This window comes from Nocardioides caldifontis, from assembly GCF_008087345.1.
In the GTDB taxonomy this organism is placed as follows: domain Bacteria; phylum Actinomycetota; class Actinomycetes; order Propionibacteriales; family Nocardioidaceae; genus Marmoricola_A; species Marmoricola_A caldifontis.
On the sequence record NZ_VHIB01000001.1, the window covers coordinates 547426 to 568555 of the forward strand.

Genomic DNA, 21130 nt, shown 5'->3' on the forward strand with positions numbered 1-21130 from the left:
GGGCTGTGCAGCCCCCGGGCGCCCCGCTCCTGAGCGGAACCGTCACGTCGACGCGACCGTCCTCGTCCCGTGGCCCTGCACCACACGTTCGCAGCGCAAGGGTCGTGCCGTGAGGACGCTGACGGATGACTGATCGTGCTCAGCGCCAGCGGCTAGTGCCGGCGCCCTCTTCGGCCGAGACCCTGACAGGTCATTCCCAGCGGCTGAACGCGGCTGAAATGGCAACCGATACATGGGGCAGAGCGGCCTGCGCCATCTGCTTCGCGGCGCATGCCGGCCAGCAGTTGAGCCAACTCTCGCGCCTTGAGTGGTCAAGGCTGGGGCAAGGGAGTTGCTGGCGCGCTGCGTGACCCCGGGTCGGCACTCCGCTGACACGGGCTTTCTCACGTCCTGCTCCCTGGCCCGCCGGTCCTACTCGGGGCGAGTCGGATCTACCTGGTAACAGAGCGGGGCCACGATCCGCACGTGATCGGGGGCGAGGGGCATGAGCTGGTGGGCGACGATGCCGCCGAGGAGGACGAGCGTCTCTCCCGCCTGGAGCCGGATGTCGACGGCGCCCGTCGGATCACGGCGGATGGCGTCGAGATCGTCTCGGACCCGCGACGGCCACAACCTCAGGACACCGCTGTCGCGGCTGTCGCCTTCGTCGACCACGCAGGTGATGACGGCGAGGTCGCATACGGCCAGGTCTTGGTGCAACCCGAGATGGTGCCCGCTGCGCCGATAGTAGGACCAGCTGCCGGGTCCGGCCGGCTGCCACGGCACGTCGGTGGCGCACCGGAGTCGTTCGAGGACGGCCTCGGAGGTCGCGAACCGGTTGATTGCATCGCCGCCGGGCGCGGACTCGAGCCAGCGTTCGGGGTCGCCGCGGAGGTCCGCCGAGCTCTCGACTCTCGCCTCCGTCGCGCGAGCGTGGCTCTCCACAGCGTCCCGGACCAGCGCCTCGAGGTCGGCCGGGCGGACCAGTCGGGTCCGGAGGATGCCGCCGTGACGCACCAACGGGCTCCCCGCGAGACGGGCGCGGACGGATCCCAGCCGCCGGGCCTGGGCCTCGGGCGGGGCCTCTGAGTGGGGTGAATGCAGAGCGGTCATGGGTTGCCCGGGCCGAAGTCGGCCGGTGCCTGGACGACGATAGCCTCGACCAGGTCCGACAGCTCGGGGTCCAGAGCCTCGGTGGCGAAGGCCGTGTCGCCGCTCGCTCCGGAGGCCGGCGCCCCGAGGACGTCGCGGAAGAGCTCGGCTGCTCCGGTGATCGCGAAGGAGATCCCCAGGACCGGCCCGGTGTCGAAGCCGTGGTCCTGGAACCACGAGACGACCCGCGCGGCGTCGCTGGCATGGGTCGGTGTCTCGCTGGGGCGAGCCGAGGTGGGAAGAGTGTCCCGGCCGGGCCGCATCACGACGAGTGCGGATCGAGGAGCGTCGGTCATGCGAGCACCTGGAGCTGACGCCGAGAGGCGCCGGCGTCCGTCCACCGAGGGGGTTGGTGGACCGCCAGGCACAGCCAGCGGTCTGCGACGTGCCCGACGATGCCCAGCCGCTGGCAGACGTCGAGGAACTCTCGCGCCGTCGCCTCGTCCACCCCATCCGCCCGGGCGTGCCGGATGGCGGCCGCGTCGGAGGTGACGTCGTCCAGCCGGTCGAGCATCTCAGCCTGCCAGGGCTCGAGGGAATGGCCGTGCAGTGCGCCTCCTCTGCTGTCGAGCACGAGGCCAGAACCGTCGTCGTTGCGTTGGATGGTCGTCCCTCGCGGTCCACCGGCAGACCAGGCCTTCACCCGGTCCAGGGCGGGAGCGACGTAGCTCAGGCCCCCGTCGGCGTGGTCGAACTCGAAGTAGTACGCGATCTCCATCAGCTCTTCGGGGGACACGTCGTAGAGCGTGCGGTACGGGGTGAACGGTCGGACGTTGACCATCCCGAAGGCGGCAGGGCCCTGGTGGTAGAGCGCGTGGCCGTACGCCGTACGGGGCTACCCCGTCATCGAGGCCTACGGCTTCAACCCGGACGAGGACTTACTAGCCCAGCTGCTCGCCCTCAACCTCGCCGCCGCTGACGACCCCACGATCGCCCAGCGTCCCGGAGGGGCCCAGTACGGGCGCGACGCCTACACCACGACCTACAAGCGCACCGCCGCCCCGCTGTAGCCGCATAGACGTGGCAAAGTTGACGCTCAGGCGCCCGGCTCCTCCTCGACACGGATCCACTGCACGTCCTCGAGTCGCGGGAATGGTCCATAGGCTGCCCACCAGGCGTCGAGTTCTTCCCCGGTCGACCTCGCCATTCATGACCGCCGTAATCGGTGGCAGATGGGCACCCACGTGCCGTCAGAGACCACGTTGGGCAGGAATACGCCGGGTCTCGGTTGGTGCCTGAGCGCTAGGTCCAGTTCCCCGCCGCGCTCTGCGATGCGATGTCCCGAGACACCGTTGACAGGGGTCACGGGACATCGTTGCTTTTTGGCCTGGTCTGGGGAGTGCAACACCGCCTGCGGCCGGCGCGGGTCGCTCCCGATCCGGCACGGCCTGCAGCGGGACCGTCACTCCTGGTGAGAGCAGAGAAGCCCCGCTCCTGATTGGGGAGTCCAGGAGCGGGGCCTCGGTGCGTCCCCCGTGGACGACGTGAGTGATCCGCGGGTCCGCGACGCCCAGGACGTGGGGTGGGTGGGGTGGTGGGGTCGTCCTGGGCGGTGGCGGGACGGCAGGTCAGGAAGCAGGGGCCCAACGCTCGTCGGCCGCCGCTCGGGCCGCCTGGAGCACCCGGCGCCAGGAGCGCACGTTGGGCCGTCGGCGCAGCACGGCGCGGCGTTCGCGTTCGGTGAGCCCGCCCCAGACGCCCCACTCGAGGCGGTTGTCGAGCGCCTCGGCGAGGCACTCGGTGCGGACGGGGCAGCCGACGCAGACGCTCCGGGCGCGATGTTGCTCCGCACCCCTGACGAACATCTCGTCCGGTGCTGCACGGCACCGGGCCCGGAGTGCCCAGTTCTCGTCCCAAGGACTGACTGTCTGGTGGTTGTCGATCACGGTCCACCGCCGTTCAGCTGGCCCGCGCGAAGCGCTGCAGGCTCACTCCGCCACTGCGGTCCTCGGCGACGGTGATCCCTTTCGCCAGCGCGCGCCGAGCACATGCGGCGCAGCCGACGTCGAGGAACATCAGTGCCGGCGCGCTCCTCGAGCAGGTCGCCCCGCAGAGGGCGGAGGCCGGCGAACCGGCCGTCGGCGTCGTGGACGCGAGGTGGACCGGGGTCAAGGGTCCACACGAGACGGTGCTGCAGCCGTTGGGTCTGGCTCGGTCGTTCATGAGGTTCTCCATCCATCGGTGAACCCCACCCGCGTACGGAGTACCCGCACCACTTGGACCGTCAAACTTCCACGTCGCTGTGATCCGCCCGACTCGCTGAGCACACGAGCGGGTCCGGCGCAGGAGCCGCCTCCGTCGCGCGGTAGGCGACGACCCCGCCACCCTGGGAATCGCGCCGGGCGGCGGGGTCGTGCTGGGGAGCGCGCGCACCTCGCCTGGGAGAACACGCTCAGACGACTCACCCCAACGGCCGCCCTCGCGTGGGCGAGGCGGATCCCACCCCGAGCATCCAACGAGGCCGTTCCGCTCAGGTTAGCCCCGGACCGCGCGGGCAGGCGGAGATGAGCCCTACCCGGAGCGGCTGCGAAACGGGCTGTCCTCCATCCCGGGGGCTCGAGCCTCGTCCCGCTCGGCTCAGGTGGCGGAGAAGAAGCTCCTCAGCGCCGGGATCCTGCGGACGACGAGCTGGTCCAGGACGAGCACGAGCAGCAGGGTGATCCCGAAGAGCGGCAGGAGCACGCCGAGTGCCAGCAGCGCTACCAGCAGCGCCACGTTGTGCCGCACCGGCAACCGCCCGCGGGGTGCGGCCATCGTCGTGCCACTGCCGGCGGGCCTGCGTCGCCACCACATCAACGGGCCGGTGACGCACATGAAGATCACGCCCAGGCACAGCAGCGCGGAACCGACGAAGTTCACCGCGCCGAAGCTACGGCCCTCGTGGAGCCCGATGCCCTGGGAGACGACCTTGGCGAGCAGCGGGTAGTCGTCATAGCCGTAGGTCGAGACCACGTCTCCGCCGTAGCGGTCGACGTGCACGGTCCGCTCGGCCGTGGGGTCGTCGAACGCGTACCCGATCACCGAGAAGACTCCCTGGTCCTCACCGGGGAGCGCCACGGTGAACGGGTGCCTGAGCCCGGCTTGCTCGGCGCGGACCACGGCGGTGTCGACGTTGGCGACCGAACGCTCCTCGTCCTCCTCTCCCGCTCCCGAACCGTCGGGCACAGCCGTGCCCCCCAGCGCCCAGGGCACGTCGCGAGCGTGGCTGTGCGGAAGGGACTCGTCGAGCCGTGAGATCGGGTCGGACAACGCACCTGGATCGATGCTCCACAGCGACGAACCGGCGCTGGTCGCGAGCTGCTGCGCCTTGGCGCCCCAGAAGCCGGTCCAAGGGAGCCCGGACACCAGGAGCATCAGCAGGCCGAGGCCGACGAACGCGCCGACGACCCCGTGGCGTGACCGCAACCGCGCTCCGTCTGCGCCGGCCTCGACTCGGCGGCGGCGGGCGGTCCGTCCCTTGACGAACAGGTAGTAACCGGTCAGCGCCATCACGATCGCCCAGCAGGCGGCGATCTCGATGACGTAGTCACCGAGCCGGCCGCTCATCAGGTCGGCATGGAGCCGTACGGCGGTTCCTGCGACGGTGGTGTCCGGGTCCATATCACCGAGCACCTCGTTGTGGTAGGGGTCCACGTAGACGTCGCGGGTGGAGCCGTCGGGCAGCGAGAGCGAGAAGACCGAGGACCGGTCGCTGTCCCGCGGCTCGGTGACGGACACGACCTCGGCGTCCGGGTAGGCCGCCTCCACCTTGGCGAGCTGGGCCGCGTAGGGCTGGGCGATCGCACCGGCCGGCTGCTCCACGTTCACGAGGTCGCCGTACAGGACCGGCTCCAGCTGGAAACGGAACAGGTAGATCAGCCCGGTGACGGCAAGCACGAGCACGACGGGGATGACCAGGAGGCTGGCGTAGAAGTGCCACCTCCAGAAGGCGCGGAACAGCCCGGCGCTTCCAGGGCGGGGTCGGTGTCGCGTCGACCGGCTCGGGGGCGGCTGTGGTGCGGGGTCGGTGGTGTGCGTAGGGGCGGCGTCCAGGCCGCCTGGTTCGACAGGCATGCGGGTTCTCCAGGAGCACGAAGGGACGGCGCTGGAACCCAGGGCAGGGCGTGCCGGCGTCCGGGTCAGCGGCCGGAGGAGGGAAGGACGTGTCCTGACGCGACGGCGGTCGGTCAGGTGGGGAGGAGCCGCGGCGGGCCTCGGCGTACGACGCTCGATGCGACCGCGATCTCGACGGGCACCCGCACGGCGTGCCACCCGTCCGCGATCGAGCGCGAGTGCCGGAGGAGGTGGTGGGAGAGCAGCGAGGCGACCAGCGCGGCGCGGAGGTCGGCAAGGGCAGCGACCAGGGTCCGGCCGAGCCGATGCCACGCGTGCGCGGACAGTGTGAGCACCGTCCAGAGCAGCCGCTCGCCGTAGGCCAGCCACAACCCGACCGCCGCGGCAGCGACGAGATGCGCGACCGCCATCGGCGCGTGACCGCTCAGGTCGGCAACCAGGTGCTGCACCGGTTCCGGGAGCGTGATACGCGCCGGCGGCGCCGCGGGACGATCGGCGTAGAGCTGGTCGTAGAGGGACGCGCGGCCCGCGGGGTTTGCCGGTGCCGCCGGGATCGGCGGCACCGCCGCCGGCTCCGGCGGAGCGCCGTGACCGCCGCTGTGACCAGCTGTGAGGCTCAGGAAGACGTGCACGAAGGCCTGCTGAGCAACGAGCAGCACCACGATCCGCGCGGCGGACGCCGGGCGGCCGAGCAACCGCGCCGAAGGCACCAGCAGCATGGTGGTCAGGCACGCGAATGCGGTCGGGCCTGGCAGCAGCCCGTCCGCCGACACGTGGGCGGTGACGCCGAACATCATCGCGACGACCACCAGCAGAGCGGCGCGCGCCCAGCGCAACGCCGGTCCTACCCGCTGCGTGTGCACGGACACCATCATGACCGGTCGTGCAGGGGTCAGCCCTTCCGACCGGAGACGAGGTACTGCAGCTGGACGTCGTGACCGGGTGCGACGCCGTACGCCCGGTCCAGCTCGAGGATCTTCTCCAGCGGCGTGACGGTGACGTCGACCAGCCCCGCACCACGAAGCACGTCGGCGGTCTCGTCGATGCTCGACGCGTCGGCCAGCGGAAGGGCGGCGTCGGGGCGGTCGCCGTACAACGCGCCGAGGCCGTCGGTGAACCAGGTGCTGTCCGCCATCGCCACCACGCCGCCGGGCCGGAGCAACCGCGCCCAGCTGGCGACGGCGGTGCCGGGGTCACGCAGCGTCCACATGACGTAGCGGCCCACCACCGCGTCGAACGAGCGAGGCGGGAAGTCCGGGTCCACGGCGTCGCCGACCAGGATGCGTGGCGGGTTGTCCAGCGCCGCGGCGTGCTCCCGGGCGAGGTCCAGCATGCCGCCGGCGAGGTCGATGCCGGTCACGCGGTGGCCGAGGTCGGCGAGCAGGCACGCGACGTGGCCGTTGCCGGTGCCGACGTCGAGGACGACCGCGGGGGGCGGCGGGAGCACGGCGCTCCACACCTGGCTCCACGCCTCGCGGTCGAGCTCGCGTCGCTCGGGCCGATGCTGGTAGGCGTCGTACGACGGCGCCCGGTCGGTCCAGTAGTCGTTGATGGCGTCCTGCAGGTTCATGCCGTGATCCATGGGGTGGCCTCCTGGCGGGTGAAGGGGTGGAAGAGCAGGTGCAGCTGCCCACCGGTCTGGAGCCGCTCGATGCCGATGCCGTAGACCGGCTCGAGCACCTCGGGCACCAGGACGTGGTCGACCGTGCCGGACGCTGCGATGCCGCCGTCACCGAGGAGCACGAGGTCGTCGCAGTAGCGGGCGGCGAGGTTGAGGTCGTGCAGCACCACGACGGTCGTGGTGGCGAGGTTGTGGGCGAGGTCGGCGACCAGGCCGAGGACCTCGTGCTGGTAACGGATGTCGAGGTGGTTGGTCGGCTCGTCGAGCAGCAGGTGGGTGGACTCCTGCGTGAGCGCCCGGGCGATGAGCACCCGCTGCCGCTCGCCACCGGACAGGCCGGCGTAGGGCCGTGACGCCAGGTGGGTGGCGCCGACGCGCGCGAGTGCCCGGGCCGCGACGGCGTGGTCGCGCGGACCGGTCCGCTGGAACGTCGACAGGTGCGGCGACCGGCCGAGGAGCACGGTCTCCGCGACGGTCATCGTGCTCTCGCCGCCGGCTTCCTGCACGACGACGGCGAGACGGCGGGCGGCCTCCTGTGCCGGAAGCGTCTGCAGAGGTGCGCCGTCGACGGTCACCGTGCCGGTCGGGCTGGCGAGCGCGCCGTACAACAGCCGCAGCAGCGTGGTCTTCCCGCTGCCGTTCGGCCCGATGAGGCCGAGCACGCGTCCGTGCGGTGCCGCGAGCGAGACCGCCTCCAGCACCTGCGTACGGCCGTAGCGCCAGGAGAGCTGTTGGGCGGTGATCACGACGCGGGCCCGAAGCGTTCGACGATGCGCTCGAGCCCTTCGACCGAGAGCGGCGTGGGGGGCTCGGTGAAGTTGAACAGCTGCACCAGCAGGTCGCCGTTCCGGACGGCGGTGAGCTCGTCCGCGCCGGGCAGCCCGGTGATCGCGTCTTCGACGTCCGCTGGGTCGCCCTCGCTGTGCAGCAGGATCAACACGTCGGGGTCGCGACCGAGCAGCTCCTCGAGGGTGACCTCGAAGACGCGCTCGTCGACGTCGGCGAAGACGTTCTCGAAGCCGGCCGCCTCCAGCTGGGGATGGGCCATGCTCGTCGTGCCGTAGGCGTAGGTGGTGCCGCCGCCGATCGTCGGGTAGAGCACCGCGGCTGTCCGGCCGGTCGGCTCGCCGACCTCGGCCTCGATCTCGGCGAGGTCGGCTTCGAGCTCGGCGATGGCTTCCTCGGCCTCGGCTTCGCGCCCGAAGACCTTCCCGTAGACCTCGAGCTGGTCGTCCACGTCGTCGAAGCCGGGGTCGTCGTCCCCCTCCTCGCACAGGGCCGGCTCCTCGATCAGCGGGATGCCCACCGCAGCCAACGTCTCCCGGGACAGGTTGTCGACCTCGCCGAGGACCAGGTCGGGCTCCTCGCTGATCACCACCTCCTTGGAGATCTGGAGGTGGCCGCTGCTGTCGAGCTCGTCGGTCAGCAGCGGGATGTCCTCGAGCGCGGCGAGCGTGTCGCCGTCGTAGTACTCCGCGGGGTACTGCCCGGCGCGGGCGGTGACGCGGTCCATCACACCGAGCTCGTGGAGGAAGGGCACGGGGGAGCTCTTCAGCAGCACCACCCGCTCGGGGGCGGACTCGAAGGTGATCTCGGCGCCGCAGTTCTCGATCGTCACGGGGTAGGTGCCGGTGGCCTCCGAGCTCGGTGCGGGCGCCTCCTGCTCCGCGCCGCAGGCAGTGAGACCACCGGCGACCAGCAGGGCGGCGGCGTGGCGGACTCGGGGCACGGTGCTCCTTCGCGGGTGGAGGGGTACGGCGGTCACGCGCTGGTCGCGTGCAGCCGGCGGACGAGGACGAGCAGGAACGGGGCTCCGACGAGCGAGGTGATGATCCCGATGGGGATCTCCTGCGGCGCGAAGAGCGTGCGGGCCACGATGTCGGCCCAGACCAGGAGGATCGCCCCCATCAGCGCGGCCACGACCACGACTCGGACGTGCCGTCCACCGACCGCGCGGCGCGCCAGGTGGGGGACCACGAGCCCGACGAACCCGATGCTCCCGGACGCCGAGACGACCACCCCCACGCACAGTGCCACCGCGACGAGGAGTGCCAGCCGGAACCGCTCCGGACGGACCCCGAGGGTGTGTGCGGTCTCGTCGCCGATCGCCAGCGCGTCCAGCCGACGGGCCCAGACGGTCAGGAGCACGACGGTGCCGACGACCACCACCGCGACGACCGCGAGCGGCAGGTTCCACTGTGCCAGGCCGAGCGACCCGAGCAGCCAGAACATCACCGACCGGGCGCCCTCGGCCGAGCCGGAGGCGAAGATCAGGAAGCTGGTGAGCGCGTAGAGCGCGTAGCCCACGGCCACGCCCGCCAGCAGCAGACGAACCGAGGTCACCCGACCTGCTGTCCGGGCGACAAGAAAGACGAGCAGTGAGGCGGCCAGAGCGCCGAGGAAGGCGGTCACCTGCAAGGCGTGCTCCAGGAACCCGGCCCCCATCCCGAACAGGATCGCCGCTGCCGCCCCGCTGGAGGCACCGGAGTTGACCCCGAGCAGGTAGGGGTCGGCCAGCATGTTGCGGACCATCGCCTGGAGCGCTACCCCACAGACCGCCAGCCCTGCGCCGACCAGCGCACCGAGCAGCACCCGCGGCAGCCTGACCTGCCAGACGATGGCATCCACCGGTGCGGTCCAGGTTCGCTCCGCCGGCCAGCTCATGAGGTGGTGGGCGACGACCTGCGCGACGGTTCCCGCCGGCACCGGGAATGCGCCGATGCCCACGCCGGCAACGAGGGTCGTCAGGAGGCCGAGCATCAGACCTGCGACCCACGCCGTCGTCCGGCGGCGTCCTGCGCGGAGCCCGAGCACGTCGACGGCAGCGTTGGTGACCGTCCAACGGAGCATGCTGCGCGTGCGGGGAGCTGCTCCGTCGCTCGTCACCGATCCTCCTGCTATTGCGAACCTATTGCAACAACGAAGTTATAGCAGTAGGTCTGCCCCGGTCGCGCCGGGGCGAGTTGACAGATCGATTGACAATGAGAATGATTCTCATTCGTGACCTACGCTTGCCCCACCTTCCTCATGCCATCCCGACACCACCGCAGGAACGTCGCCCTGGTTCCCCTGGCCACCATGCTGCTCAGCGGAGCGGTCGCCGGCTGCGGCGCCGACGACAGTGGTGGCGAAGCCTCCGACGACGCGCCTCAGGTCGTCGCATCCATCTACCCGCTCGCGTTCGCGGCCCAGCGCGTGCTCGGCGACGAGGGAACCGTCGACCTCCTCACCAGCCCGGGCGTCGAGCCCCACGACGTGGAACTGACCGTCGACCAGACCGGGCGCCTCGCGGAAGCGGACCTGGTGGTGAGCCTTCGCGACTTCGCCCCGGCGGTCGACGAAGCACTCGATCAGAACCCGCCCGAGGCCGTCGTCGACGCCGCCGATGTCATCAGTCTCCGCTCAGCGGAGGGCGAGCACGACCACCACGCCGAGGGCGCGCATGAGGAGGAGCATGTCGGCGAGCACACCGACGGCGATCACCCTGACGGCGAGCATGCTGAGGGGGACCATGCGGACGAGGAGCACGGCGAGGAGGCCGAGCACGACCACGGGGGGACCGACCCACACTTCTGGCTCGACCCGACCCTGCTCTCGGCCGTCGCGGTCGGCATCGAGGAGGAGCTGAGCTCGGCCGACCCGGACCGCGCCGAGACCTACGGCGCCAACCTCGCCGAGCTGCAGCAGGAGCTCGCCGATCTAGACGACGAGTACACCACCGCACTCGCAGCGTGTCGGCTCGACACGATCGTCGTCAGTCACGATGCGTTCAGCTACCTGGAGCGCTACGGGCTGCACTTCGAGCCGGTCGCCGGCCTGTCGCCTGACTCCGAACCGTCGTTGAAGCATCTCACCGAGATCCACGACGTCGTCGAGGAGCACGACATCACCACCGTCTTCACCGAAAGGCTCGCCTCACCGAAGGTCACCGAGACGTTGGCGGACGACCTCGGCATCTCCACGGACGTCCTCGACCCCATCGAGGGGCTCACCGACGAGACGGCGGACGAGGACTACCTCAGCCTGATGCGCGCCAACCTCACTGCTCTGACACGGGCCAACAGCTGCAGCTGACCTCGACGAGCGCCTCTGAGCCCATCCTGCGAGCCGTCGCTCGAGCGGCTCGTCCCGACGTCTACCTGAGGACCGTCATGCGTACTCCCACGCGCCCGAAGGCGGCGACGCTCGCCGCCACGCTCGCCGGCCTCGTCGCGCTCACCGCCTGCGATGCGAACGCACGCGGCGAGGCCGACACCGACACGCTCCGCATCGCCGGCCCGTTCGAGGTGCACAGCCTCGACCCCACCGCCGACGGCGAGATCTTCACCCGGCTCCAGGTCAGCGAGACCCTCGTGACCAGCGACCTCGAGGGCGAGCTGGCCCCCGGGCTGGCCAGCAGCTGGTCCGCCTCCAGGGACCACACCCGGTGGGAGTTCGACCTCGCCGCGGGCGTGACGTTCCACGACGGCACGGAGCTCACCCCCGAGGCCGCCGTCGAAGCGCTCGAGAGAGTGGCCGCCGAGAGCGCCAGCCCCCTGGCCGAGGTGCCCATCAACGACATCATCGCCGGTGATCACGCGGTCACCTTCGAGCTCGACAAGTCCTTCCTGACCCTTCCGGCTGTGCTGACGCACTACAGCACCGCCGTCCTGGCCCCTGCCTCCTACGACGGTGAGGGGCGGGTCACCGAGGTGTTGGGAACCGGCCCCTATCGGGTCACCCACGTCGAGCTGCCGGCGTCGATCCAGGTCAGCCGCTTCGACGACTGGCGGGGCGAGACCCCTGAGGTCGAGGAGGTGTCGTTCCAGGCCGTCGGTCGCGCCGAGTCGCGCGCGCTGATGGCGGTCAGTGACCAGGCGGACGTGGTCTTCGGTCTCGAGCCCGCCGGCCGCGAACGAGTCGATGCAGCGGACGGGGTCACGATGGAGTCGACCCTCCAGCCGCGCACCATCTTGCTGAAGGTCAACGCGGAGCACCCTTTCCTCTCCGACGTGCGGGTGCGCCGTGCGCTCAGCTTCGCACTGGACCGCGAGGCGATGGCTGACGCGGTGCTGCGCGAACGTGAGCTGGCGGCCACCCAGCTGTTGCCGCCGTCCCTGGCGGCCTGGCACTCCCACGTCGAGCCGCTCACTCACGACCAGGACGCGGCGAGAGCGCTGTTGCGAGAGGCGGGTTGGGCACCCGGGCCCGACGGTTTCCTGCAGAAGGACGGTCGAGAGCTGCGGCTGACGCTGCTCACCTACCCTGACCGCGCTGAGCTGCCTGCGCTGGCTGCCGCGATCCAGGCCGCTCTGGCCGAGGTCGGGGTGGACGTCGAAGTCGAGGTGACGAACTCCAGCGAGATACCCGCCGGACAGGCAGATGGCAGCCTAGAGCTGGCCCTCATCGCCAAGCACTTCGCCCTCGTGTCCGACCCGTTGGTCGACATCGCCGACGTCTTCGCTCCCGAAGGGTCGGACTGGGGGGTCATGAACTGGCGCAGCCCCGAGGTCGACCGGGCGGTGGACGCGTTGCGAGCCGGTGCCTCCGGCGCACAGGCCCAGCAGCACCGCGACACGATCGTCGCGACCGCACAGTCCGAGCTTCCGCTGATCCCGGTGGCGTGGTACCGGATGAACGCGGCCGTCAGCGACCGGGTGGACGGGTTCGTCATCGACCCCCTCGAGACCACCTGGCGGCTCAGCGACCTGACGTGGGCCTCGTGAGCGCGCGGTCGTCCCGACGGCCTTCGAGGCTCGGCGGCGTGCTCGCGCGTCGTGCCGGCCAAGCGGTCGGGGTCGCGTTGCTGGTCTCGGTGCTGTGCTTCCTCGTCGTGCTGAGGCTGCCAGGCGACGCCGCCTACCGCATCGCTGCAGGCCGGTACGGCTACGACCTGGTGGACCAGGAAGCCGCGGACGCCGTGCGCGCCGAGCTGGGGCTCGACCGTCCGGCCTGGCAGCAGCTCGGGGGCTGGTTGCTCGACCTCGTGCAGCTCGACTTCGGTCGCTCCCTGGTCACCTCCCACCCGGTTCTCGAGGAGGTCGGCTACTACCTGGTCGGCACCCTGCAGCTGGCGGGCGCGGCGCTCGTGCTCGCGATCGTGCTGGGCGGCACGGCGGGCACTCTGGCCGCGCGCCGACCCGGCGGTCTCGTCGACCGGCTGACCACGATCGGTGTCGCCGGCGTGCGGGCCGTGCCGCCGTTCCTGCTCGGGTTGCTGCTGGTGCTGCTGCTCTCGGCTGAGCTCGGGCTGCTCCCTGCGGTCGGGCACGGCAACGCCGCCAGCATCGTGCTGCCCGCCTTGACGCTCGGCACCGGGTTGTCCGGCTTGATCGCGCAAGTGATGCGCGACGCGGTGCTCGAGGTACGGCAGTCCGACTACGTGCTCTTCGCGCACACCAAGGGCCTCGCGGAGCGCTGGGTGGTGCTCCGCCACGTGGTCCGCAACGCGGCCGTCGTCTTGGTCCCCTACCTGGGCGTCCAGGCGGTGGTCCTCGTCGAAGGGGTGGTCGTCGTGGAGAGCCTGTTCTCCTGGCAGGGGCTCGGGCACGCTTTGGTGCACGCCGTGTTCTGGCGGGACGTGCCGGTGCTGCAGGCGACGGCACTCGTCCTGGCCCTGCTCATCGTCTCCATCAACACCGTCGTCGACCTCGCCGTGCTCTGGCTCGACCCCCGGCCGCGTCGCCTGGAGGCCGCCGCATGAGCACCTCCCTCGTCCAGACCGAGGCCCTGGCCCCCGTCGCCACCACTCGGAAGCCGCTCGTCCGGATCGCCGCAGCCATGGGTCTGCTGACCCTTGCCATCTTCGCCATCACCGGTCCGTTGCTGCTGCCCGACCCGGCGGCTCAGGACCTGAGCCGCTACCTGGAACCGCCGACGCTGGCCGAACCTCTCGGTCGCGACGACTACGGTCGCAGCGTCCTGTCCCGGCTGGCGCACGCGACCCGGCTGTCCCTGCTCCTCGCGGCGGCCTGTGTCGCCACGGCGCTGGTCCTCGGCACTGCTGCCGGCATCGCGGCTGCGTGGGCCGGCGGCTGGGTCGACGCGGTCCTCCGTGCCATCTCGGAGGCGTTCGTGGCCGTCCCGGCGCTGCTGGTCGTCCTCCTCGTCTCCGCCCTCGCCTCCGGTGGGCTGTGGGCGCTCTACCTGGGCCTCGCACTCGCGCAGTGGGTGGAGTACTTCCGCGTGGTGCGCGCCCGCAGCGCGCTGGTCCTCGGTTCGCCGGCCGTGGAAGCGGCCGGGCTCCTGCGGCTGGGTGGTGCGCACGTCGTACGCCGCCACCTGTGGCCTGACCTGCGGCCCCTGCTCACGACGTTGGCCTCACTCGGCATGGTGACCTCGATCCTGGCGATGTCCACCCTGGGGTTCGTCAAGGTCGGCCTGCAGCCACCACGTGCCGAGCTGGGCCTGATGATCACCGAGTCGTTCCCCTACTACGACGTGGCTCCCTGGATGTCGCTCGCTCCCGTCGGCGTGCTGTTCCTGCTGACGGTCTGCTTCCTCGGACTGCGCAGCACCAAGGAGACCCGATGAGCCGACACCTCGCGGCCGCGCACGACCTCGTCGTCCCCAGGGCGGTCGTCCGGCACGGGACGACCACCCTCGTCGACGTCGCCGACCTCCGCATCGACGCCGGCCACGCCCTGACCATCGTCGGCGAGAGCGGGTCAGGGAAGTCCGTCCTGGCGCATGCCCTCATGGGGACCCTGCCACCGGAGCTGGTCGCCGAAGGAACCCTCGAGGTCGGCTCGCTCCGCTTCGACCTCGCCGACCGCGGCGGACGCCGGCACCTGTGGGGACGCCGGATGGCGCTGCTACCGCAGGAACCAGCCCTCGCGCTCGACCCCACGATGCGGGTACGTCATCAGGTCGCGGAGGGCGCTGCGGTATGGAAGCCACGGGCGGCCTCCGCGCTCCGGCTGGCCGACGAACGGCTGGACCACCTCGGTCTCGCCGGTGCCCGCTCGGCGTACCCGCACACCCTGTCCGGCGGCATGGCGCAGCGGGTGGCGTATGCGGCGGCGACCATCGGCGGCGCGCAGCTCCTCATCGTCGACGAGCCGTCGAAGGGGCTCGACGGCGACGCCGTGGACCGGCTGGCAGGGCTGCTCGCGGCCCATGTGGAGGCCGGGGGCCTCCTGCTCACCATCACCCACGACCTCCGCCTGGCCCGCCGCCTGGGCGGGCAGGTCCTGGTGATGCGAGACGCCGTCGTGCTGGAGCGGGGTCCGGCGGACCAGGTGCTCAGCACGCCAGTCCACCCCTACACCGCACGCCTGCTCGCCGCCGAGCCATCGCGGTGGCGGTTCCCCTGGATGACCACTCCGGAGCCGAGCGGCGAGGAGGCGCCGTTGGTCGCCGCGCACAGCATCAGCAAGGCGTACGGCGACGCTCCGCTGTTCGACGACCTGTCGATGGAGATCCGCGCCGGCGAACGATGGGCGATCACCGGCCCCAGCGGCGCCGGCAAGACCACGCTGGGCAACGCGCTGCTCCGCCTGACGTCCGTGGACCGAGGGACCGTGGCCCACGGCCCGACCGCGCACGGGGGCAGGCTGCAGAAGCTCTACCAGGACCCCGCACTGTCGTTCCCGGCACGGGTTCCCCTCGGGGTGGGGCTGCGCGACGTCATGCGTCGCCATGACGTCGACGAGGCTCGCCTTGGATCGCTGCTCGCCACCGTCGGGTTGCCTCGGGACGTGCTGCGCCGCCGACCGGACCAGGTCTCAGGGGGCGAGCTGCAGAGGATCGCGATCGTGCGCGCCATGTTGCCCCGCCCGGCGCTGGTCTTCGCCGACGAAGCGACCTCGCGGCTGGACCTCGTGACGCAGCAGATGACGGTGGACACGCTCATGAGCGAGGTCGTGGCGTCGGGATGCGCGCTGCTGCTGGTGACCCACGACCGCGGGCTCGCAGCCTCCTTGACCAGTCGTGCGGTGTCGCTGAACGGCGGGGGAGAGGCCGAGATCGTGACTACGGCCGCGCAGCCCGCGATGCCAGGCAGCTCGAGGTGACCCAGCCCGGTCGATCACGTCGGCAGGGATCGTCGCCGAGCAGCCAGCCCTCCGGCGACGAGCGCTGCCAAGGCGGTGGTCAGGGGCACGGCGGCGATGATGCCGAGCCCGCCTACCAGGCCACGGACGACTTCTTGCGCGACCAGCTCCTGGCTGACCGCAGTGGCGAAGGGCAGGTCCAGCGCGGAGAAGACCAGGAGCAGGGGCAGGGTCGCGCCGACGTAGGCCAGGGCGAGAGTGTTCACCGTTGAGGCGACGTGAGCGCGGCCCACGCGCATCCCGCGCGCGAACAGCGTGGTCCGTGGGGCGTCCGGATCGGCGGCGGCGAGCTCCCAGACGACCGCCGCCTGGGTGACGGTGACGTCGTCGAGCACGCCGAGAGCGCCGATCACGAGCCCCGCCAGCAGCAGCCCCCCGACGTCTACCTCGGCGTTGATGGCCGCGATGTACTGGCTGCCCTCATCGCTGAGACCGGTGAATCGCCCGAGGTTGGTGAACAGGCTCCCGAGCAGCCCGGTGCAGACCAAGGCGAGCAGCGTTCCGAGGATCGCAACGCCGGTGCGGACGGTGAAGCCGTGCGAGAGCCAGAGGGTGCCGATCATGATGGCGCCGGCCGTCACGATCGCCACGAGCAACGGAGGGTCACCCTCGGCCAGCGCCGGCAGGGTGAAGATCACGAGCAACCCCAGCGACAACGCCAGGCTGAGCAGGGAGCCGAGCCCCTTCCACCGGGACAGCACAAGGACGCCGACGACGAACAGGGCGAGCAACAACGCCAAGGGTCTGCCGCGGTCGAAGTCCTGGAACCCGTAGCGCTGGTCTTCCGGCGCCTCCTCGATGTACGTCAGCAGGATCCGGTCGCCCTCGCTCACCACCGGTGCCTGTTCCCCGAACGGGATGAGGGCCTCCACTCGGTCCGGGGCGCCCACGCCACGGGTGAGGTCCACGGTCGCGACGAGGCACTCGGGCACGTCGTTCTCGCACGAGTGCACGTCCACCACCGTCCCGTGCGCCCGCTCGGTGGCGAACTCACCCACGGGATTCGGACCATCCTGGGGCCACAGGATGACCAATCCCGCGATGGTCGCGACGACGAACGGTGTCAGCACCGTCGCGACGACCAGCCGCACCCGGGTGGACGCGGGGCCCAGGGGCGCCCCGTCGTGGGCATGTGAGTGACTCACCCGCCCAGCGTCGCAGAGCCACCCGGCAGGCGAACGGTCTCAACACGCCTGCTCTCCCGCCCAGCTGAGCCACACCGACCGCGTCGGTCGGCCGCCCGTAGACTCCGCGCATGTCCCTGAACCGGCCGACTGGTGGTCGCCGCAAGCCGTCGACGAAGCGGCTCGTGGTCGACGAGGTGATGAAGGACAGCGACGCCTTCCGCAGCGCCCAGGACATCCACCACCTCCTTCGCAGCCGTGGCGAAGCCGTGGGCCTGGCGACCGTCTACCGCAACCTGCAGGCCATGGTGGACGCCGACGAGGTCGACACGCTTCGCAACGAAGACGGCGAGCTTCTCTACCGCAAGTGCAGCCCCAAGCACCACCACCACCTCGTCTGTCGTAGCTGCGGCCGTGTGGTGGAGGTGAAGGGGCCGGCGGTGGAACGTTGGGCCAGCCAGGCCGCGGAGAAGCACGGCTTCGTCGATGTGGCGCACACCGTCGAGATCTTCGGGCTGTGCCCCAGCTGTCGCGGCTGATCCCATCCTGCGGCACGCCGGTCGCGTGATGATGTCCTGAGAGTGAGAACGGTTATCGTTCCGACTGCATCATCCTCACCGTTTGTCGGGCGGAGCCACCGTGACCACTCAGCAGGAAGCTCCTCGGCGACTGCCGGTTCCGGGCCAGACCGCGATCCTGCTCGCCGCCGTCTTCACGATGCTGCTCCTGCAACGCTTCGCCTGGCGCCTTCTCGACTCCGAGGCGCTCCGGTCGTGGAGCACGATGTTCGTCGCGATCTTCATCCAGGCGCTGCCGTTCCTCGTTGGCGGAGTGCTCCTCGCGGCCACCATCTCCGTCCTGCTCTCCGAGCGCGTGCTCGAACGGGTCGTGCCACGTTCGCCCCTCGCCGCGGTTCCGGTCGCCGGCCTGGCGGGGGTGGCGCTCCCCGGCTGCGAGTGCGGTTCGGTGCCGATCGCGGGCAGCCTCGTGCGACGCGGGGTGACCCCTGCCGCTGCCCTCACCTTCCTCCTCGCCGCTCCGGCCATCAACCCGGTCGTCCTGGTCTCCACCGCGGTGGCGTTTCCGGGCCAGCCGCGGATCGTGGTCGCCAGGTTCCTCGCCTCACTCGTCACGGCGGTGACGATCGGCTGGTGGTGGGCGCTGCGGCGCGGCCAGCTGCCAGTGCACGCCCCCGCCGCCGGTGAGCACTCGCACCGAGGACGAGCCTTCCTGGCAACGGTGCAGCACGACTTCCTGCACACGGCCGGCTTCCTGGTCGGCGGCGCCGCGATCGCCGCTGCCGTCGGCACCTTCGTCCCCCCGACCTGGATGGATTCCGTGGCCGATCAGGCGGTCCTCTCCATCGCTGTCCTCGGCCTGTTCGCTGTCGCTGTCGCCATGTGCTCGGAAGCCGACGCCTTCGTCGCAGCCAGCCTCACCTCCTTCTCCGACACCGCCAAGCTGGCATTCATGGTCGTAGGGCCCGCCGTCGACGTGAAGCTGGCTGCCATGCAGGCGGGTCAGTTCGGCACAGCCTTCGCGGTCCGGTTCGCCCCGCTCACGTTCCTGGTGGCCCTCGTGGTCGCCGGCCTGACCGGGTGGTGGTTGTTGTGAACCGCAGCAGCCAGGCGGTCGTCCTGCTCCTCGTCGGTGCCTTGGTCGTCCGCCAGGCCATCACCGACGAGTACCTCCACTTCGTCAACCCGTGGATGCGGTCGCCGCTGCTGGTCAGCGGCGGTCTGCTCATCGCGCTCGCCGCCCTCCACGCCGCAACGGACTGGCGGACGCTGTTGTCCCAGGCCGCATCCGACGACGAACGCGCGCAGGACCATTCGGAGCGCGGACATGAGGTCCCCCGGGCCGCCTGGCTGCTCGTCGCCCCGGTTCTCGTCTTCTTCCTCGTGGCGCCGGCCGAGCTCGGCTCCTATGCAGCCGAACGCCGGCTGAGCGAGGTGCGTGAGCCCGCACAGTACGTGGCGATGCGACCATTGCCGCCCGGTGACCCGGTGCGCGTGACACTGGTCGACTTCCTGGTCCGCTCCGAGCACGACCCGGGCAGATCTCTGGCCGGCAGAGAGATCGAGCTGGTGGGGTTCGTCACCAGCAAGGACGACGGCTCCTGGTTCGTCACCCGATTCGTGATGGGCTGCTGTGCCGCTGACGCAACTGCCTACCGCGTCCCTGTCGAGGGAGTCGCTGCCCCGCCTGACGAGGCGTGGGTCGAGGTGATCGGCCGGTGGGACGAGGGCCGACCGGCACGACCGACTCTGAAGGCGACACTCGTCCGACGCACCGAGCCGCCCAGGCGGCCCTACGAGTGACCGGTCTCGGTGCGGCCTCGTCCTACACTCGACGCTGATGGACAGCAACAGGGGACGGGGCGAACCGGTTTCAGTGCTGCTGCGTCGGTGGCCGCCGCAGCCGACTGCCGCCTCCCACGCGCGCCGCGACGTGCGCGAGTGGCTGGTCGGGGCCGTTCCCGCCGAGGTCGCTGAGGAGCTGGTAGACGACGTGACGCTGCTGGTCAGCGAGCTGGTCACGAATGCGGTCGTGCATGCCGGCACCGACATCGAGCTCACCTGCGCCGTACTGGAAGACGGCGGAGTGCGGGTCGAGGTGGACGATGCCAGCTCACATCTTCCTAGCGCACGCAGCTACGGCAGTCGTGCCGGCACCGGTCGCGGGCTGCGGCTGCTTCAGGACCTTGCTGACACCTGGGGCGCCGACGCGACTCGGACCGGGAAGAGGGTGTGGTTCGAGCTCGGCGCCTCCTCGGCGGGCACGACACCCGGGCGTCGGGCTCGTCGCGCGGCAGAAGGCCCGCCTCTGACGCGGTCCCAGCCCGAGGAGCCCGGAACGGTGCACCTGCTCGGGATGCCGCTACTGCTGTACCGCGCATGGGTTCAGCACGCCGAGACGCTGTTGCGCGAGTACCTGCTTGTCTGCCTCGGCTCCGAACCAGCCGAGGACGCCATTCAGGTCCATGCTGACGCGAGCGAAGCGATTGCTGTGCTCGAGGAGCATGTCCCGGTCCTGGAACTCAGCGCCGACCCCGATCAAGCACTCCAGGCGACCGAACCACACGTGACCGCCGAGCGGGTGCAGGTTTCTGCCCATCCGAAAGTGGCTGACAAGTTCGCCACCCTTGACAAGACCCTTGACGCGGCACTGACGCTGGCCGCGGCTCGTGAGCTCCTCAACCCGCCCACCCAGCCCGAGCTCGTCGCGCTGCGGATGTGGCTGTGCGAGGAGTTCGTCAAGCAGCTCGCCGGCGCCAGGCCCACCCCCTGGGACGCCCACGAGCGTGGACACCAAGCCGATACGGTCCCTCTCGAGCACCTCGACCTTCCCGAGCTCGGCGAGATCCGGGACGCCGACGTCCCGATGTTGGCCGCCGACGACCATGGCACCATCGTGGCCGCCAGCTTCGCGGCAGCAACCTTGCTGGGATACCCCAGCGCCGCCGACCTTGAAGGCACTCGCCTCATCGGGATCATCCCGCCCCGCTACCGACAGGCACACCTCGCCGGTTTCACCCTGCACCAGCTCACCGGCCGGGCTCCCCTGGTCGGACGTCCCGTGCAGGTGCCAGTACTTTGCCGCGATGGCGCCGAGGTCCCCGTCCTCGTCACGATCAGCCTCAGACGACGGCAGTCCGAGGAGCCGCTGTTCGTTGCTGCGCTGAGCGGGGCCTCACAGCGGAGGTAGGCCCTGCGGTGGCCGGCATCACGACCAGTGGTTCGTGTGCTGCGGGTGGTACGCGTGCTCCCACGAGTCGACGCCTGCATGTGCGCCATTGCGTCGGCATCGACTCACCCCACTGCTGTCCTTCACGTAGCGCAACGGCTAGGGTGTCGGCTGCCAGCCGAACTCCATCCTGATGGGGTCAGGGAACCCGGTGAGATTCCGGGACTGACGCGCAGCGGTGTGGGTGACGGTCGGAGCACGTCGTACGACAGCCACTGGAGCCCGGCTCCGGGAAGGCGCTCCGCACCGGTTGATCCCGAGTCCGAAGACCTGCTGGCCCTAGCGACGATCGTCGCCAGGTCAGTTCGGGCCCCGCGACAGGGTCCTTGACCCGAGGGACCACGCGCAGTGCCAACCATCCGCGATCGCCGCGACCGCTGCCCGGGCGCAGTGCGACCATGGCCGGCGGACGACGGCCTGCT

General features: G+C 70.8%; 20 protein-coding genes and 1 riboswitch. Of the genes, 9 read left to right on the forward strand and 11 right to left on the reverse strand.

The window, feature by feature from the left end; translation table 11 throughout:
• Nucleotides 1-411 precede the first annotated feature (411 nt).
• The 10 genes from FIP57_RS23640 to FIP57_RS10770 all read right to left on the reverse strand — a co-directional run bounded on the left by FIP57_RS23640 (nt 412) and on the right by FIP57_RS10770 (nt 9655).
• Entirely contained in the window at nt 412-996 is a 585-nt protein-coding gene (locus FIP57_RS23640; protein WP_203231169.1) for a hypothetical protein, read from the reverse strand.
• Between the two features lie 92 nt (nt 997-1088).
• Entirely contained in the window at nt 1089-1427 is a 339-nt protein-coding gene (locus FIP57_RS10730; RefSeq protein WP_148573492.1) for a hypothetical protein, read from the reverse strand.
• Nucleotides 1424-1912 (reverse strand): hypothetical protein, encoded by a 489-nt coding sequence (locus tag FIP57_RS10735; RefSeq protein ID WP_148573493.1) that lies wholly within the window; start codon nt 1910-1912, stop codon nt 1424-1426. The genes FIP57_RS10730 and FIP57_RS10735 overlap by 4 nt, the downstream gene beginning before the upstream one ends.
• Before the next feature lie 787 nt (nt 1913-2699).
• Nucleotides 2700-3017 carry a WhiB family transcriptional regulator gene (locus FIP57_RS10740; RefSeq protein ID WP_275266163.1) on the reverse strand — a complete coding sequence of 106 codons (318 nt, stop codon included), beginning with the start codon at nt 3015-3017 and terminating at the stop codon, nt 2700-2702.
• Nucleotides 3018-3708: 691 nt separating this feature from the next.
• Nucleotides 3709-5184: a PepSY-associated TM helix domain-containing protein gene (locus FIP57_RS10745; protein ID WP_148573494.1), complete on the reverse strand. Its 1476-nt coding sequence runs from the start codon at nt 5182-5184 to the stop codon at nt 3709-3711.
• Between the two features lie 113 nt (nt 5185-5297).
• Nucleotides 5298-6047 (reverse strand): hypothetical protein, encoded by a 750-nt coding sequence (locus FIP57_RS10750; protein ID WP_148573495.1) that lies wholly within the window; start codon nt 6045-6047, stop codon nt 5298-5300.
• 29 nt (nt 6048-6076) lie between these two features.
• Nucleotides 6077-6754, reverse strand: coding sequence for a class I SAM-dependent methyltransferase (locus FIP57_RS10755; protein ID WP_162529763.1), 678 nt, complete (start codon nt 6752-6754; stop codon nt 6077-6079).
• A complete protein-coding gene (locus tag FIP57_RS10760; protein WP_148573497.1) occupies nt 6751-7551 on the reverse strand; it encodes an ABC transporter ATP-binding protein in 801 nt (266 codons plus the stop codon). The genes FIP57_RS10755 and FIP57_RS10760 overlap by 4 nt, the downstream gene beginning before the upstream one ends.
• Nucleotides 7548-8534: an ABC transporter substrate-binding protein gene (locus FIP57_RS10765; RefSeq protein ID WP_148573498.1), complete on the reverse strand. Its 987-nt coding sequence runs from the start codon at nt 8532-8534 to the stop codon at nt 7548-7550. The genes FIP57_RS10760 and FIP57_RS10765 overlap by 4 nt, the downstream gene beginning before the upstream one ends.
• Before the next feature lie 32 nt (nt 8535-8566).
• Nucleotides 8567-9655 (reverse strand): iron ABC transporter permease, encoded by a 1089-nt coding sequence (locus tag FIP57_RS10770; protein WP_148574150.1) that lies wholly within the window; start codon nt 9653-9655, stop codon nt 8567-8569.
• 228 nt (nt 9656-9883) lie between these two features.
• Between FIP57_RS10770 and FIP57_RS10775 the strand changes: the two genes are divergently transcribed.
• The 5 genes from FIP57_RS10775 (at nt 9884) to FIP57_RS10795 (ending at nt 15798) form a co-directional block, all read left to right on the forward strand.
• Nucleotides 9884-10879: a metal ABC transporter substrate-binding protein gene (locus FIP57_RS10775; RefSeq protein WP_203231170.1), complete on the forward strand. Its 996-nt coding sequence runs from the start codon at nt 9884-9886 to the stop codon at nt 10877-10879.
• Nucleotides 10880-10956: 77 nt separating this feature from the next.
• On the forward strand, nt 10957-12510 hold the full coding sequence (locus FIP57_RS10780) for an ABC transporter substrate-binding protein (protein ID WP_148573500.1): 1554 nt from the start codon (nt 10957-10959) through the stop codon (nt 12508-12510).
• A gap of 38 nt (nt 12511-12548) precedes the next feature.
• Nucleotides 12549-13487 carry an ABC transporter permease gene (locus tag FIP57_RS10785; protein ID WP_203231171.1) on the forward strand — a complete coding sequence of 313 codons (939 nt, stop codon included), beginning with the start codon at nt 12549-12551 and terminating at the stop codon, nt 13485-13487.
• Nucleotides 13484-14317 carry an ABC transporter permease gene (locus tag FIP57_RS10790; RefSeq protein WP_148573502.1) on the forward strand — a complete coding sequence of 278 codons (834 nt, stop codon included), beginning with the start codon at nt 13484-13486 and terminating at the stop codon, nt 14315-14317. Before FIP57_RS10785 ends, FIP57_RS10790 begins: the two co-directional genes overlap by 4 nt.
• Nucleotides 14314-15798, forward strand: coding sequence for an ABC transporter ATP-binding protein (locus tag FIP57_RS10795; RefSeq protein ID WP_148573503.1), 1485 nt, complete (start codon nt 14314-14316; stop codon nt 15796-15798). The genes FIP57_RS10790 and FIP57_RS10795 overlap by 4 nt, the downstream gene beginning before the upstream one ends.
• 14 nt (nt 15799-15812) lie before the next feature.
• Here FIP57_RS10795 and FIP57_RS10800 read toward each other — a convergent pair whose 3' ends face one another.
• Nucleotides 15813-16982 carry a YibE/F family protein gene (locus FIP57_RS10800; protein WP_148573504.1) on the reverse strand — a complete coding sequence of 390 codons (1170 nt, stop codon included), beginning with the start codon at nt 16980-16982 and terminating at the stop codon, nt 15813-15815.
• A gap of 110 nt (nt 16983-17092) precedes the next feature.
• Between FIP57_RS10800 and FIP57_RS10805 the strand changes: the two genes are divergently transcribed.
• From FIP57_RS10805 to FIP57_RS10820, 4 genes are all read left to right on the forward strand, one after another.
• Complete coding sequence (locus FIP57_RS10805; RefSeq protein WP_148573505.1) at nt 17093-17500, forward strand: Fur family transcriptional regulator; 408 nt, start codon at nt 17093-17095, stop codon at nt 17498-17500.
• Nucleotides 17501-17678: 178 nt separating this feature from the next.
• Nucleotides 17679-18575 carry a permease gene (locus tag FIP57_RS10810; RefSeq protein ID WP_148574151.1) on the forward strand — a complete coding sequence of 299 codons (897 nt, stop codon included), beginning with the start codon at nt 17679-17681 and terminating at the stop codon, nt 18573-18575.
• Nucleotides 18572-19282: a TIGR03943 family putative permease subunit gene (locus tag FIP57_RS10815; protein ID WP_148573506.1), complete on the forward strand. Its 711-nt coding sequence runs from the start codon at nt 18572-18574 to the stop codon at nt 19280-19282. The genes FIP57_RS10810 and FIP57_RS10815 overlap by 4 nt, the downstream gene beginning before the upstream one ends.
• A 37-nt stretch (nt 19283-19319) precedes the next feature.
• On the forward strand, nt 19320-20669 hold the full coding sequence (locus tag FIP57_RS10820; RefSeq protein WP_148573507.1) for an ATP-binding protein: 1350 nt from the start codon (nt 19320-19322) through the stop codon (nt 20667-20669).
• A gap of 137 nt (nt 20670-20806) precedes the next feature.
• A riboswitch (cobalamin riboswitch) is annotated at nt 20807-21002 on the forward strand.
• Nucleotides 21003-21130 lie beyond the last annotated feature (128 nt).

Excerpts from the sequence above, each read along its gene's own strand:
- FIP57_RS10755 (WP_162529763.1), bottom strand. The coding sequence starts at position 6,754 with ATGAACCTGCAGGACGCCATCAACGACTACTGGACCGACCGGGCGCCG.
- FIP57_RS10730 (WP_148573492.1), bottom strand. The coding sequence starts at position 1,427 with ATGACCGACGCTCCTCGATCCGCACTCGTCGTGATGCGGCCCGGCCGG.
- FIP57_RS10775 (WP_203231170.1), top strand. The coding sequence starts at position 9,884 with ATGCTGCTCAGCGGAGCGGTCGCCGGCTGCGGCGCCGACGACAGTGGT.
- FIP57_RS10735 (WP_148573493.1), bottom strand. The coding sequence starts at position 1,912 with ATGGTCAACGTCCGACCGTTCACCCCGTACCGCACGCTCTACGACGTG.
- FIP57_RS10745 (WP_148573494.1), bottom strand. The coding sequence starts at position 5,184 with ATGCCTGTCGAACCAGGCGGCCTGGACGCCGCCCCTACGCACACCACC.
- FIP57_RS10780 (WP_148573500.1), top strand. The coding sequence starts at position 10,957 with ATGCGTACTCCCACGCGCCCGAAGGCGGCGACGCTCGCCGCCACGCTC.
- FIP57_RS10805 (WP_148573505.1), top strand. The coding sequence starts at position 17,093 with ATGTCCCTGAACCGGCCGACTGGTGGTCGCCGCAAGCCGTCGACGAAG.
- FIP57_RS10820 (WP_148573507.1), top strand. The coding sequence starts at position 19,320 with ATGGACAGCAACAGGGGACGGGGCGAACCGGTTTCAGTGCTGCTGCGT.
- FIP57_RS10790 (WP_148573502.1), top strand. The coding sequence starts at position 13,484 with ATGAGCACCTCCCTCGTCCAGACCGAGGCCCTGGCCCCCGTCGCCACC.
- FIP57_RS10810 (WP_148574151.1), top strand. The coding sequence starts at position 17,679 with ATGCTGCTCCTGCAACGCTTCGCCTGGCGCCTTCTCGACTCCGAGGCG.
- FIP57_RS10795 (WP_148573503.1), top strand. The coding sequence starts at position 14,314 with ATGAGCCGACACCTCGCGGCCGCGCACGACCTCGTCGTCCCCAGGGCG.
- FIP57_RS10770 (WP_148574150.1), bottom strand. The coding sequence starts at position 9,655 with ATGCTCCGTTGGACGGTCACCAACGCTGCCGTCGACGTGCTCGGGCTC.